The 14103-nt window shown below is 44.4% G+C and carries 12 protein-coding genes; 11 read left to right on the top strand and 1 reads right to left on the bottom strand.

Translation table 11 applies throughout. From position 1 onward, the window contains the following. Positions 1-39: 39 nt before the first annotated feature. From MKY63_RS16475 to cobA, 10 genes are all read left to right on the top strand, one after another. Positions 40-1275, top strand: a complete 1236-nt coding sequence (locus MKY63_RS16475) for a nucleotide sugar dehydrogenase (RefSeq protein ID WP_036685109.1) — start codon at positions 40-42, stop codon at positions 1273-1275. Between the two features lie 337 nt (positions 1276-1612). Next, positions 1613-2491 carry a glucose-1-phosphate thymidylyltransferase RfbA gene (rfbA, locus tag MKY63_RS16480; protein ID WP_036685112.1) on the top strand — a complete coding sequence of 293 codons (879 nt, stop codon included), beginning with the start codon at positions 1613-1615 and terminating at the stop codon, positions 2489-2491. Between the two features lie 20 nt (positions 2492-2511). Beyond that, a complete protein-coding gene (gene rfbC / locus MKY63_RS16485; protein ID WP_036685114.1) occupies positions 2512-3072 on the top strand; it encodes a dTDP-4-dehydrorhamnose 3,5-epimerase in 561 nt (186 codons plus the stop codon). A 28-nt stretch (positions 3073-3100) separates the two neighbouring features. Further along, positions 3101-4096 carry a dTDP-glucose 4,6-dehydratase gene (rfbB, locus tag MKY63_RS16490; protein WP_036685119.1) on the top strand — a complete coding sequence of 332 codons (996 nt, stop codon included), beginning with the start codon at positions 3101-3103 and terminating at the stop codon, positions 4094-4096. A 42-nt stretch (positions 4097-4138) separates the two neighbouring features. Further along, on the top strand, positions 4139-4744 hold the full coding sequence (locus MKY63_RS16495; protein WP_051491371.1) for a YdcF family protein: 606 nt from the start codon (positions 4139-4141) through the stop codon (positions 4742-4744). A gap of 841 nt (positions 4745-5585) precedes the next feature. Next, a complete protein-coding gene (hemA, locus tag MKY63_RS16500) occupies positions 5586-6983 on the top strand; it encodes a glutamyl-tRNA reductase (protein ID WP_036685124.1) in 1398 nt (465 codons plus the stop codon). Between the two features lie 5 nt (positions 6984-6988). After that, positions 6989-7816, top strand: a complete 828-nt coding sequence (gene ccsA / locus MKY63_RS16505; protein ID WP_036685126.1) for a cytochrome c biogenesis protein CcsA — start codon at positions 6989-6991, stop codon at positions 7814-7816. 5 nt (positions 7817-7821) lie between these two features. Then, positions 7822-8469 (top strand): NAD(P)-dependent oxidoreductase, encoded by a 648-nt coding sequence (locus MKY63_RS16510; protein WP_036685128.1) that lies wholly within the window; start codon positions 7822-7824, stop codon positions 8467-8469. 1110 nt (positions 8470-9579) lie between these two features. Then, positions 9580-10533 (top strand): hydroxymethylbilane synthase, encoded by a 954-nt coding sequence (gene hemC / locus MKY63_RS16515; RefSeq protein ID WP_036685130.1) that lies wholly within the window; start codon positions 9580-9582, stop codon positions 10531-10533. Between the two features lie 5 nt (positions 10534-10538). Continuing rightward, positions 10539-12086 carry a uroporphyrinogen-III C-methyltransferase gene (cobA, locus tag MKY63_RS16520; protein ID WP_036685196.1) on the top strand — a complete coding sequence of 516 codons (1548 nt, stop codon included), beginning with the start codon at positions 10539-10541 and terminating at the stop codon, positions 12084-12086. Between the two features lie 58 nt (positions 12087-12144). Here cobA and MKY63_RS16525 read toward each other — a convergent pair whose 3' ends face one another. After that, positions 12145-12594 (bottom strand): hypothetical protein, encoded by a 450-nt coding sequence (locus tag MKY63_RS16525; protein WP_339809354.1) that lies wholly within the window; start codon positions 12592-12594, stop codon positions 12145-12147. A 430-nt stretch (positions 12595-13024) separates the two neighbouring features. On the opposite strand from MKY63_RS16525, the gene hemB reads away from it, so the two are divergent. Further along, positions 13025-14023, top strand: coding sequence for a porphobilinogen synthase (gene hemB / locus MKY63_RS16530; protein WP_036685132.1), 999 nt, complete (start codon positions 13025-13027; stop codon positions 14021-14023). Positions 14024-14103 lie beyond the last annotated feature (80 nt).

The raw sequence follows: 14103 nt of genomic DNA on the forward strand, positions 1-14103 counted from the left end.
GTCTAATAATTACTACTTTTGAAAAGAGGAAGAGAACATATGCTGAAAAATTTAGAGCTGAATATTATTGGTTTAGGATACATAGGATTACCTACAGCTTTAATATTTGCCAATAGCGGGGTAAAGGTAGTTGGAACTGACTATAATGAAATGCTAGTGAATTCATTAAAAGAAGGTAGATTAACATTTGAAGAAGAAGGATTAGGAGAGCTCTTAAATAAGGCTATTTCTAACGGGATTAAGTTTTCTACAGAATATATAAAGACTGATGCCTATATCATCGCTGTACCAACTCCATATATTAAAGAAAACAAAAAGCTTGACCCTCAGTATGTTATATCGGCAGTTAACAGTGTTCTCGATGTATGTGTAAAAGGCGCTATAATTATTATTGAATCTACTATATCACCAGGTTCAATTGATAAATATATACGACCGGTAATATCAAATCGGGGATTAATTATTGGACAAGATATACATTTAGTCCATGCACCTGAAAGAATCATTCCAGGTAATATGCTGTATGAACTTAAATATAATTCAAGAACTCTAGGAGTAGATAATAATAGTATTGGCGAACAAGTGAAAAAATTGTATTCTAATTTCTGTGATGGTGAGATCGTAATAACGGATATAAGAAGTGCAGAAATGTCAAAAGTTGTTGAAAATACTTACAGAGATATTAACATAGCCTTTGCCAATGAACTTGCAAAGATCTGTAGAATAGATAACATGGATGTGTACGAGATTATTAAGACCGCCAACATGCATCCTCGAGTGAATATTCTACAGCCCGGACCTGGGGTCGGCGGCCATTGTATTTCAGTTGATCCTTGGTTTTTAGTTGGTGACTATCCTGATTTGACTAATTTAATATTATCTGCTAGAAAAATTAATAATTCTATGCCAGCGTATGTTTTGGGAAGAATCAGAGATGTGATGAAAGAACATGGTATCAAGGACATTTCAAAGATTGGATTATATGGTTTAGCATATAAAGAAAATGTTGATGATACAAGAGAAAGTCCGACGTTACAACTTTTAGAAAAAATGGAAGATCATTTAGCTTTTGGAGTTAAAGTCTTCGATCCTTTTGTTAAATCAAGAATCATTGATCATCAGTTTCTTGATTTTGAGGACTTCATAAATGAAATAGAAATAATAGTTGTTATGGTCGCTCACGACCATATTAAAGAAAACATGAAGCATATAAAAGACAAGTTAGTTATTGATACTAAGAATATTTGCCATTTTAAAGGTGTTTATAAATTATAGAAATAAATTGATTTATTAATATAAGATTTTGAGATGGAGTGGGCTGTTAGTTCAAATTGACAGCCCACTAATAAAGATTAAAGCTCTTATAAATATGATCTTCATTTGAAATGATTTAGTTGTAGTGGCGAAAAGTTATGTGACCACTCTATTTAGTAGAGTGTCAATATTTCGGGATTTCAAAGCTCTGAAAAGATTATAATCTAATAGAATATTGACTCAAGTATAGATAAAACATCAAATCGAATATGCTTAGAATGAGTCTTGTTGCTTTGGATAAAAAAATGCCAGTGGTACGTGCATAAAGAGAAATAATACGAAGAGGAGTTACGACATTATGAAAGGCATTATCCTAGCAGGCGGCAGCGGTACACGCCTATACCCATTAACAATGGTCACAAGTAAGCAGCTTTTACCTATTTACGACAAACCAATGATCTACTACCCACTATCCACATTAATGCTAGCGGGCATTAAAGAAATTCTTATTATTTCAACTCCAGAGGACACGCCTAGATTTGAAAGTTTATTAGGTGACGGTTCTCAATTTGGCATCTCATTACAATACAAAGTTCAACCAAGTCCTGATGGTTTAGCGCAGGCTTTTATTTTGGGTGAATCTTTTATAGGTGATGATTCAGTTGCTATGATCCTTGGAGATAATATCTACTATGGAAATGGAATGCGGAAGATGTTGCAACGTGCTTCTTCTAAACAACAAGGAGCAACGGTGTTCGGATATCACGTGCAAGATCCAGAGCGCTTCGGTGTGGTAGAGTTTAATGAAGAAGGTAAAGTATTGAGCGTAGAAGAAAAACCAACACAGCCAAAATCTAACTATGCAATTACTGGTCTATATTTTTATGATAACAGAGTTATTGAGATTGCTAAGAACGTTGAGGTCTCTTCACGTGGAGAATTGGAGATTACCTCCATTAATGAAGCTTACTTAAATCTTGGTGAGCTTGATGTGGAACTCCTAGGTCGGGGATTCACCTGGTTAGATACAGGAACTCATCAAAGTCTTGTCGACGCAACTAACTTTGTTCGGACTATTGAAGATCATCAAGGAATCAAGATCGCCGCTCCGGAGGAAATTGCATATATTAATGGATGGATTACTAAAGAACATTTGTGGAATTGCGGGGAGAAGTTAAGTAAGACGGGATATGGTCAGTATTTGATGAAAGTAGCTACAGGTAAAATACAATACTAATAACTGAAAGTGTGGCAGTGATGAAAATTACAGAAACCTTATTGCAAGGCGTATTAGTCGTTGAACCGGCTGTTTTTGGGGACCACCGCGGTTGGTTTATGGAGACGTATAGCGGAGCTAAGTTTAAAGAGCATGGAATAGATATGGAGTTTGTACAAGATAACCAATCCTACTCTGCGACTAAAGGAACATTACGTGGTTTGCACTATCAATTACATCCCAAGGTACAGACGAAGCTGGTTCGTTGTACACGTGGTGCTATTTTTGATGTAGCCGTAGATATCAGAAAAGGTAGTCCTACCTATAGTAAATGGTTCGGCATTGAACTGAATGCTGAGAACAAGAAGCAACTGCTGATCCCAAAAGGATTCGCCCATGGATTCATGACGCTAACAGAAGACGTAGAGGTTCAGTATAAGTGCGATGAGCTTTATGCCCCGGAATGTGATGGGGGTATTCTGTGGAATGATCCTTCTATTGGCATCGAATGGCCTCTTCATATTACACCGGTATTATCTGCCAAGGATGAGAAGGCGCCTTTATTAAAAGAGGCTAATTTGAATTTTTTTTACAATAACTAATAAAGCTAATAGATCGGGAGTGCGTTCATTGAGTAAGCAAAAGATGCTGGTTACGGGTGGTGCCGGATTTATTGGAGGCAACTTCGTACAGTATATGGTAGATAAATATCCGCATTATGATATTGTGAATTTGGATTTGCTAACTTATGCGGGTGATCTAACGAAGCATAAGGATATTGAGTCCAAATCCAACTATCGGTTTGTTCAAGCTGATATTGCTGACCGAGAGGCAATATTGTCTCTTTTTGAGTTGGAAAAATTCGATTATGTTGTTCATTTCGCTGCGGAGAGCCATGTCGATCGCTCAATTACTGATCCTGCGATATTCGTTCGTACGAATGTTATGGGGACACAGGTACTACTGGATGCAGCTAAAAAATTCGGCATTACTAAATTCCTCCATGTCTCTACGGATGAAGTGTATGGCGAACTCGATTTTGATCCTACTGTATTTTTTACCGAAGAAACACCTTTGCAGCCTAACAGTCCTTATAGTGCTAGCAAAACAGCGTCTGATTTGTTAGTTCGTGCGTATTATGAGACCTTTGATTTACCAATGAACATAACACGCTGCTCGAACAATTACGGCCCCTATCATTTTCCTGAGAAACTGATTCCACTAACCATTTCAAGAGTATTAAACGAAGAGAAGGTTCCTGTATACGGAGATGGAAAAAATATTCGCGACTGGCTCCATGTCTGGGATCACTGTGCGGCCATTGACCTTGTCGTGCACCAAGGAGTAAGCGGTGAAGTTTATAATGTAGGTGGTCATAATGAGAGAACTAATCTTGAAGTAGTTAAGACGATTATCAGTACCTTGGGGAAATCTGAAGATTTGATTGAATTTGTAACAGATAGATTAGGACATGATAAACGCTACGCCATTGATCCAACGAAACTTGAGAATTTAGGTTGGAAGCCAACTTATACTTTTGAGACCGGAATTGCGCAGACGATCCAATGGTATATTGATAATGCTGAATGGTGGCAACAAATCCTTAGTAACGAATCGCATAAGTGATTTATGAATGATTTATCTGTTAAGAAAAGAAAAGGTAATTTAATGAATAGAAGATTTGTCCTTTTCGTATGCTTACTATTGTTGATTACTGGTTTCTTCAGTGCAGGCCACTTCTTAGCTCTAACTGAATCTCCCAAACAATCAGATGTGATCATCGTCCTAAGCGGAGGTCAAGGTCGTGTAGAAAAGGCAGCTGAGTTATATAAAGCAGGCTATGCGCCTTATATAATTCTTTCCAATGCTAAAGAGTCTACAAGTAAGTCGGGTGACATGGTCCAAAATGCCCTAGCCTTAGGCATACCCCAGAATGTTATTTATACTGAGAACGCGGCAAAAAGCACTCATCAGAATGCCGAGTACACTCTTCCTATAATGAAAGAATACGGTTTTAAATCTGCGATTGTTGTTTCCTCTGACTTTCATATGCGGAGGGTGAAATTTCTTTTTGGTCGTATGTACAAAAAATCGGAGATCGAGCTGACGTATGTGGGTTCTGCATCAGGATATAACGCTAAACGCTGGTGGAGTGACCGAAAAAGTAGAGAAACAACGTTCAACGAATATGTGAAAATGATCGGCAACACCTTTGGTTACAATGGTCCGGAGGCAAAAAGTACTCTTGATCAGATTAAGAACTGGTTTCGCTAATCTGCTGTAGAAGGTTCACACTATAATCCGACAAAAACATTTTTTTTCTTATCTTGGCTTAAGGCGCATTACGACAAACAATATTGTTTAATAGTTTTATACTTATAACTATATCAATATTATTCTCGTGGGAGAGACGCCAAATGCCTAATTACTATTTTAAAGAAATATGGACGCCTTTAAAATTAGTGAATATTCGTTTTTATCTAGATGATGAAAATCGTGTTTGGGTTAAAGTTTGGTCTAAGCATCGGCGACTTCTAAAAAGAGTAGAGTCTACTATATAATTAATATTTTTGTCCAACTTTCGAGGTGATCTCATGAGTCAAGACAATTTAGTTTGTAAATCATGTGGGAATACTACATTCGCTAAAGGCGAAATGAGCAACGGATATGCTAACGTCATGCCTATTGGGAAAGCCTTCTCTTTTGGCTCACCAGTTATCTTCACATTTTGCAAAAGGTGTGGAGAAGTAGCGTCGATAAAAGTTAAGAAACCTGAGAAGTTTTAAGTCACTTAGCAGTGACTTATTTTTTTTGGAGAACGGACTTTTTGACGATTTTAAGAACTAGTAGGCCATAATATTTCATTCTCACTTCCACAACCTTATAAATTAGCTAAAAATAACTCATCCTAACCGTAGCGAACCTACGGTTTTTTATTTATAATAATTATTATCTGGATTTCATAAAGCGTTCAAAAAATCTGTAAAAAGTCTTATTTTCGTGTGATATACTTAACACAGTGTTTTGAGATGTTGTGAAAGTGAACGGTATGTAAGATATTAATTTATATAACTGGATTTCAGTAACTTATAGAGACTAGGATGGTGAACTATCGATGCACATCGTCGTCGTTGGCCTGAATTATCGTACGGCTCCCGTGGAGGTTCGGGAACAGTTTGCTTTTGCGGAAAGTGACCTTCCGGCAGCGCTCCATCAACTGATGAAGACGAAGGGTGTGCTAGAAGGGGTCTTAGTAGCTACTTGCAACCGTACGGAAATTTATGTGGTGATGGACCGCCTTCATATGGCTGGTTATTTCATCCGCGGCTTTATGGAGCAATGGTTTGGTGTGAAAAGCGAGCAATTTACTCAGCATATGTATATTTATGAAGACGAACAGGCGATTGCGCATTTGTTCCGCGTGACCTGCGGTCTGGATTCCATGGTGATTGGGGAGACGCAGATCCTGGGACAGGTGCGGAGTTCTTTTCTCACAGCTCAGGCTGAGGGTGTAACTGGAACTTGGTTCAATCGGTTGTTCAAGCAAGCGGTGACGCTGGGCAAAAGAGCACATAGTGAAACGTCAATCGGCGAGAGTGCAGTATCTGTCAGTTATGCGGCTGTGGAGCTGGGCAAGCGGATTTTTGGCATGTTCACTGGGAAAAAAGTACTGATTCTCGGCGCCGGAAAAATGAGCGAGCTTACCGTGAAGCATCTATACAGTAGTGGTGCGGCAGAAGTGATTGTCGCTAACCGTACGCTGTCGCGTGCGATTGAATTGGCGGAGAAGTTCTCGGGTAAGCCGAGTACGATTGAAGATGCGTTAACAACTCTAAATGAAGTAGATATCGTGATCAGCTCAACAGGAGCAGATGGGTATGTGCTTACGGCTGATAAGGTAGCGCATGCTATGAAACGCCGCCCTTCGCGGCCGCTTTTTATGATTGATATTGCTGTACCACGTGATATTGATCCTGCGGCGGCAAATGTGCCGGATGTTTTTTTGTATGATATTGATGATCTGGAGGGCATTGTGGAGAACAATCTGGAAATGCGCCGAAGTGAAGCTGCGAAGATCGAAGTGATGATCAGTGAGGAAATGGATGAGTTCCAGGTGTGGCTCAAGACGCTTGGGGTAAGACCGGTGATCCGGGCACTCCAGGATAAATCGAATACGATTCATGAAGAAACGATGGAGAGTCTGTTCAATAAGCTGCCCGAGCTGGACGAGCATCAGCGGAAAGTAATCCGCCGTCTGACTAAAAGTATCGTGAACCAGATGATGCATGATCCGATCAATGTAATTAAAGAGCTGTCCGGCGGTAAGCAGGGAAATGAAGCTCTTGATTATTTTTCCAAAATCTTTGCGTTGCAGGAACAGCTCAAATCCGATTCAGATGATGGAGATATTGCCTCGGTTAAGGAGTCTAGTTCTGGAGAACGTACGGCTGGCAGCGCTGATTTTTCTGTGCCTAAGACGGCGCTTGCTCCGGCAGGCTTGCTGGGTGGGTGAATAATATGCAACTGCTGAACGGAATATATGATGCCGCTCTGCTGGTCTATGCCCTGAGCCTGCTGTTTGTTTTCTCGGATTGCCTTAAAAGGAGTCCGGGTGGGAAGCGGCTAGGCACGGGGCTTCTTGTTGTTGTAGGTCTTTTGCAAGTTGCAGGACTTGGAATTCGTTTCTCTCAGGAGAAAGGCCTGCCTATTTTCACACCTTATGATTTCTTGTTTTGGTTTGCGTTTAGTATTGTGCTGACTTCGCTTGCGGTGGCTTTTACACGTGGAGGCGAGTTTACGATTTTGCTGCTCAGTATGGCCGGGTTTAGTGTTTTTCTGCTTAATCGGGTGTGGCTGACGGCGGGTGGGCATACGCTTGAGACTTGGAGTGCGGTGTATGGCTGGCTGACGATGCATGTGATTTTGGCAAATATGAGTTTTGCAGCACTGACGTTAGGGACGGTTTTTGCAATATTGTACTTGTTCCTGCACACCAGACTCAAAAGCAAGAAATGGAGCGACCGGATCCGTCGTTTGCCGAACCTGGAGACTACAGATAAATACTCTTACACCGCTATTTTGGTGGGCACTCCTTTGCTGGGAATATCACTGGTGGTGGCTGGTTTATCTATAGTATCTGAGGGACGGACGCTTTTATTGAAGGATCTAAAAGTATTAACGACTCTTATCGGTCTTGGGATTTACATATTTTATATTATCTTTAAGAAGTCCGGGCGGAAAAGTGGAGTAAGTATGGCTCGCTGGGCGATTTTAGGATATGCTTTTATTATCTTGAATTTTCTGTTGAATTCTTGGTCTGATTTTCACGGTTGGAGCGGGGAGTGAAGGGCATGACGCGTTATTTACCCATAATGCTGGATTGTGAAGGGCAGCACTGTGTGGTTATTGGCGGTGGTGTCGTGGCTGAACGTAAGGTGAGCGGGCTGTTGGAAGCTGGAGCGGTGGTTAAGGTGATTAGTCCTTCTTTGACAGATTCGCTTGATTCTCTAGCTGAAAAAGGTCTCCTGATCTGGATGGACCGTACTTATGCTCCCGGAGATCTCCGTGGGGCCTTTCTCGTATATGCAGCCACTAACGATAGGGCGGTTAATGAAGAGGTTGCGCGGGAGTCTAGACGGCTTGGAATTCATGTAAATGTGGCCAGCCATGCCGAAGCGGGAAACTTTATCACGCCTGGAGTGGTTCGGAGGGGACGTTTGACGGTAGCTGTATCTACTTCGGGTGCTGGCCCGCTTGCGGCAACGAAGATCAAAAATGTGCTTGAAAAAGCGCTGGATGCGGCGTATGAGCCATATTTGGATTTTGTGCATGCCATGCGAACCCGGATTAAGGAAAAAGAACCTTCTGTTGAAGTTCGTGGAAGGCTTTTGCGGAAGCTTGGGGCGCTGGATGTGTTGAACGAGATGAGCAAGGGTACCTTTATAGCGTGGAGCCCGGAGGATATGGACGCTTGGATTGCTGAGCAGCGGTTGGAGTAAAAGTGCGCATGGACACTGTAAAGATTAGAAAATTGGGTTAGATTAAGATATGAAGTGATGAGCGGTTGTTTGGGTAACCATAATGAATGGCTGAATTGGCTCGTAGTGGATGGAATGGTGGAATGTACGGTATAAATACTGTTGAAATCGGCTTAAGTAGCTGGGATGGCGGAATGTACTGTATAAATCCCGTTGAATTGGGTTGAAGTAGCTGGAATGGTGAAATGAACGGTATAAATCCCGTTGAATTGGTTTGAAGTAGCTGGAATGGCGAAATGAAAGGTATAAATCCCGTTGAATTGGGCTGAAGTAACTGGAATGGTGAAATGAACGGTATAAATCCCGTTAAATTGGGTTGAAGTAACTGGAATGGCGGAATGTACGGTATAAATCCCGTTGAACTGGGCTGAAGTAACTGGAATGGTGAAATGAACGGTATAAATACCGTTGAATTGGGCTGAAGTAGCTAGTTTGGTGAAATGAACGGTATAAATACTGTTGAATTCGGCTGAAGTGGCTTAGAGGGTGGAATGAACGGTATAAATCCCGTTGAATTGGTTTGAAGTGGCTAGGATGGCGGAATGTGCGGTATAAATACTGTTGAATTGGCTCGTAGTGGCTAGGATGGCGGAATGTACGGTATAAATCCCGTTGAACTGGGTTGATGTAACTGGATTGGTGAAATTAACGGTATAAATCCCGTTGAATTGGGCTGAAGTAACTGGAATGGTGAAATGAACGGTATAAATCCCGTTGAATTGGGTTGAAGTAGCTAGTTTGGTGAAATGAACGGTATAAATACTGTTGAATTCGGCTGAAGTGGCTTAGAGGGTGGAATGAACGGTATAAATCCCGTTGAATTGGACTTAAGTAGCTGTGATGGCGGAATGAACGGTAACAATGCCCTCTAAACGAGCCACAGTCGCCGAAGGAGCCAAATGAAAGGCAAGAATGCCTCAGGTTGGTGGAAATCATCCGAAGTAGCGAATTCAAAGGCAATAATGCCTTTTTTAGAGTGAGAGTAGTTAATTGGTTAGTTTGGGTTTGGATTTCTAGTGCAAGGTTCTGTGGTGAAGAGTAAGAGGCGAACGTTACCAGGAGGAATGGACAATGCGTAAGGTTATAGTGGGAAGTAGACAGAGCGCGCTTGCGTTGACGCAAACGGGACATGTGATTGCTGATTTGGAGCGACTTAGCGAAGAGCATGGTTTTGGATTTACTTTTGAAGTGAAAAAGATCGTCACCAAAGGTGACCGCATTCTTGACGTTACTTTATCCAAGGTAGGCGGCAAAGGGTTGTTCGTGAAGGAAATCGAGCAAGCGATGCTGGAAAAAGAAATCGACATGGCGGTGCACAGCATGAAGGATATGCCATCCGAGTTACCGGATGGGCTGATCAATGGTGCTGTGCCGAAGCGTGTCGATCCGCGTGATGTTTTGATCTCTAACGGAGGCGTCTCGCTAGACGAGCTGCCTCAGGGTGCACGCGTAGGCACAAGCAGCCTACGCCGATCCAGCCAGCTTGCTGCGCTGCGGCCTGATCTGGTCATTGAGCCCGTGCGCGGCAACATTGACTCGCGGCTGCGCAAGCTGGAGAGCGGCGAATACGACGCAATCCTGCTGGCAGCGGCGGGGCTGTCGCGCATGGGCTGGCAGGATCGCGTGAGCGCCTACCTGCCGCCGGAGGTTTGCCTGCCCGCTGTAGGGCAGGGCGCACTCGGCATCGAGTGCCGCGCAGATGACGCTGACCTGCGGAAGCTGCTGGCGTTATACAACGATGCCGATACGGCGTTGACGGTAGCGGCGGAGCGCACGTTCCTTGGCGTGCTGAATGGCGGCTGCCAAGTGCCGATTGGTGCTCATGCGGTGCTTGACGCAGCCGCCAAAGCTGCTACCGCTGAGCACAAAGTAATCTCGTTAACGGGGATGGTGGGAACACCGGACGGTTCAACGATTTTGAAAGAAACTTGCACGGGGATTGACCCGGTACAGCTCGGCGAAGAAGTCGCTAAAAAGCTGATTGCAAGAGGAGCGGAGAAGATACTGTCAGACGTTAGGGGATGAGTGGATTGACGGGGAAGGTTTATTTGGTAGGTGCAGGTCCCGGGGACGCAAAGCTGATTACTGTGAAAGGCCTCGAGTGTATCCAAAAAAGCGACGTGCTGGTGTATGATCGCTTGGCAAGTCCTAGATTGCTAAAATGCATGAAACCCGGCGGGGAGAAGATTTATGTGGGCAAGCTCCCGGATCGCCACACGATGAAGCAGGAAGAGATTAATCAATTGTTAGTTGATTTGGCTTTACAGGGGAAAACAGTGGTGCGGCTTAAGGGTGGGGACCCTACGATTTTTGGCCGAGTGGGTGAAGAAGCGGAGCTGCTGCGCAAAAATGGGATCTATTACGAAATCGTACCGGGCATCACGTCAGCGATCAGTGTACCTGCCTATGCGGGTATACCTGTTACGCACCGCGATCATGCTTCTTCCCTGTCGATTATCACCGGGCATGAGAGTCCGGATAAACTGGATCATTCCATACATTGGGATAAAGTAACGAACGCCACGGGAACGTTAGTGTTTCTGATGGGCGTAGCTAAAATAGGTTATATCAGCGCTCAGCTGATCAAGCACGGGCGGCCGCCAGAAACACCAGTGGCACTTGTGCGCTGGGGCACCCGCGCGGATCAGGAGACGCTGACGGGAACCCTCGCCGATATTGAGGCGAAGGTGAAGGCGGCGGATTTTCAGCCGCCGGCAGTCATCGTCGTCGGCGACGTGGTGCTGCAGCGTGAGCAGCTGAAGTGGGTCGAGGCGATGCCGTTATTCGGCAAACGCATCGTGGTGACACGGGCTCGCAGCCAAGCAAGCGAGCTGGTGGATAGAATTGAAGAACTCGGCGGGGAACCCTACGAGTTCCCGGTGATCGAGACGATCATGCCGGAAGGGGCAGAGAAGAAGGCGAAGATTGCAGCGGCGTTTGGCGCGCTGGAATCGTACGACTGGGTATTCTTCACTAGCCCGAACGGCGTGGAGTTTTTTTGGCGCCACTTGGCGGAGCTGGGGGCGGACATTCGCGGGCTACACCGCGCGCGTATTGCAGCGGTGGGGCCAGGCACAGCCGCCGCGCTGGCGCAGCGCGGGGTGATCGCTGAGGAACTTCCGGCGAAGTTTCAGGCGGAAGGTCTGATTGAGACGTTCGGTCCCCAGCTGCTGCCGGGGCAGAACGTGCTTTTGCCGCGCGGCGATCTGGCGCGGGACTGGCTGCCGGACAAGCTGAGAGAGCTTGGCCTTCAGGTGACAGACGTGGATACTTATGAGACGGTTGTCACTGGTGAGGATGACGACGAGTTGTTGAAGCTGCTAGAGGAAGGTCGCGTACACGCGGTAACCTTCACCAGCTCGTCAACCGTGCGTAATTTCATACACATCCTGAAACGGATGGGACTTGAAGATCCGCTCCCGCTACTTGCAAACGTGAAAATCGCCTGCATCGGCCCGTTAACGGAGCAGACTGCGGTAGACGCGGGACTGACACCGGGACTCTTGCCTGAAGAGGCAACCATAGATGGTTTGGTGCAGGAGCTCTGCCGCTGGAATGCGGAGACTCAGCTGCAGTAGCGCTCGGATCGAGGATAGAACGAAGCAATAGTTTACTGGTGAGCTTGGCTTGTTTAGCTTACTTTCTGGTGGGAAGGTAGAAGCTGATTACTCTGCGGGGAGAGTAGTAGCTGTTCAACGGAGAAAGGCAGTGCCTGCTTAGAAATATAGCGCTCAGCTTATAATTAGTTACATTACAGGCTAGAGTTTTGTTCGTAGTTACTAAATAGTTCGTAGTTACATGTGAGTTCGTAGTTACTAAATAGTTGGTGGTTACATGTGAGTTCGTAGTTACTAAATAGTTGGTGGTTACATGTGAGTTCGTAGTTACTAAATAGTTGGTGGTTACATGTGAGTTCGTAGTTACTAAATAGTTCGTGGTTACATGTGAGCTGGTAGTTGCTAAATAGTTGGGTTTACGTGTGAATTGGTAGTTGAGTCTGCGCTTACATTTACTAATTGCATGTGTTGGTTTGCTCGCCGTTATATCTACGCTCAAAAGTGCCACATCGCAACCTTCAAGTAACATATAAATTGAACTCCGAAAGTAGTTACTTATGGAGTTCGGAGTATAATATTTGGTTGTAAACTAACTGGTATGTAGAGAATATGCAGTAGGTTAATGTGATCAGATCTGCTTGAATTTTAGTTTTAGTTGTACTTCATACAATTAAATTTCCTATATATCAGCTAAAGTCGAGTTTAGTTGTAGTATGTACAATTAAATATCCGCTAAATGAGGAATCTTCGCTCTTTTGTAATAAATAACTGTAGAGAATGCAACTAAAGCTTACAATTAGGACAAAACATCGAGATAGTTGCACAAACTACAACTATACGCAGTTAGCCAGTGGTCGGCGGTTTGGTTGCGGCTAATTTGGACTTGGCTGCGGCTAGTTGTGGTTTGCTGCCAGACATATAATTTGGTTTTATATTTTATTTTTCAGGAGGATGAACAAATGAGCTTTCCAATTACACGTCACCGCCGTTTGCGCGGTTCTGCTGGAATTCGTGGCATGGTGCGGGAGACGATACTGAATGTGCTGGATATGGTACAGCCTATTTTTGTGACTTATGGAACAGGTGTGAAGAATGAGATTAGCTCGATGCCGGGCGTGTATCATTTTTCGCTGGATACGTTAAAAGCAGAAGTGGACGAGATCGCCGCACTAGGCATCCCGGCTGTATTGTTGTTCGGGATTCCTGAGACGAAGGATACTATCGGTTCTTCCGGTTTTGCAGAGGATGGAATTGTGCAAGAGGCTACTCGCTTGATCAAGCACTGGTACCCAGAGCTGTTGGTCGTTGCAGATACCTGCCTTTGTGAATTTACGGATCACGGACATTGTGGAATGGTGCATACGCATACGGTGAATGGTGTGGTACATGGCGATGTTATCAACGATGCTTCGCTGGAGCTTTTGACTCGTACGGCGGTATCCCAAGCAAAAGCTGGAGCAGATATTATCGCCCCTTCCAACATGATGGATGGATTCGTTCACGCGATTCGTGCGGGACTTGATGAGAACGGTTTTGAGCATGTGCCGATTATGTCGTATTCGGTCAAATATGCTTCGGCATTTTATGGCCCTTTCCGCGAAGCAGCGGATTCAGCGCCACAATTCGGGAATCGCAAAACGTATCAAATGGACCCTGCCAATCTGCGCGAAGCGCTCCGTGAAGCAGAATCCGATGTGTTGGAAGGCGCGGATATGTTAATGGTGAAGCCAGCCCTGGCTTACCTAGATGTGATTCGTACGATTCGTGATCAGTTTGATCTTCCTTTGGTGGCTTATAATGTGAGTGGAGAATATTCCATGGTAAAAGCAGCGGCATTACAAGGCTGGATCGACGAGCAAGCCGTTGTGCTGGAAATGCTGACGGGCATGAAACGCGCTGGTGCGGACATTATTATTACTTATTTTGCAAAAGATGCAGCCCGCTGGCTGCGAGGCTAATCTTCATCACACCAACATCGCGGCAGCTAATATATGTTTGTACAAGCTTGTGTAACCAAGAAGAGAATAGGAGTGAAGAT

Source organism: Paenibacillus sp. FSL R7-0189, from assembly GCF_037969925.1.
Classification (GTDB): domain Bacteria; phylum Bacillota; class Bacilli; order Paenibacillales; family Paenibacillaceae; genus Paenibacillus_AQ; species Paenibacillus_AQ odorifer.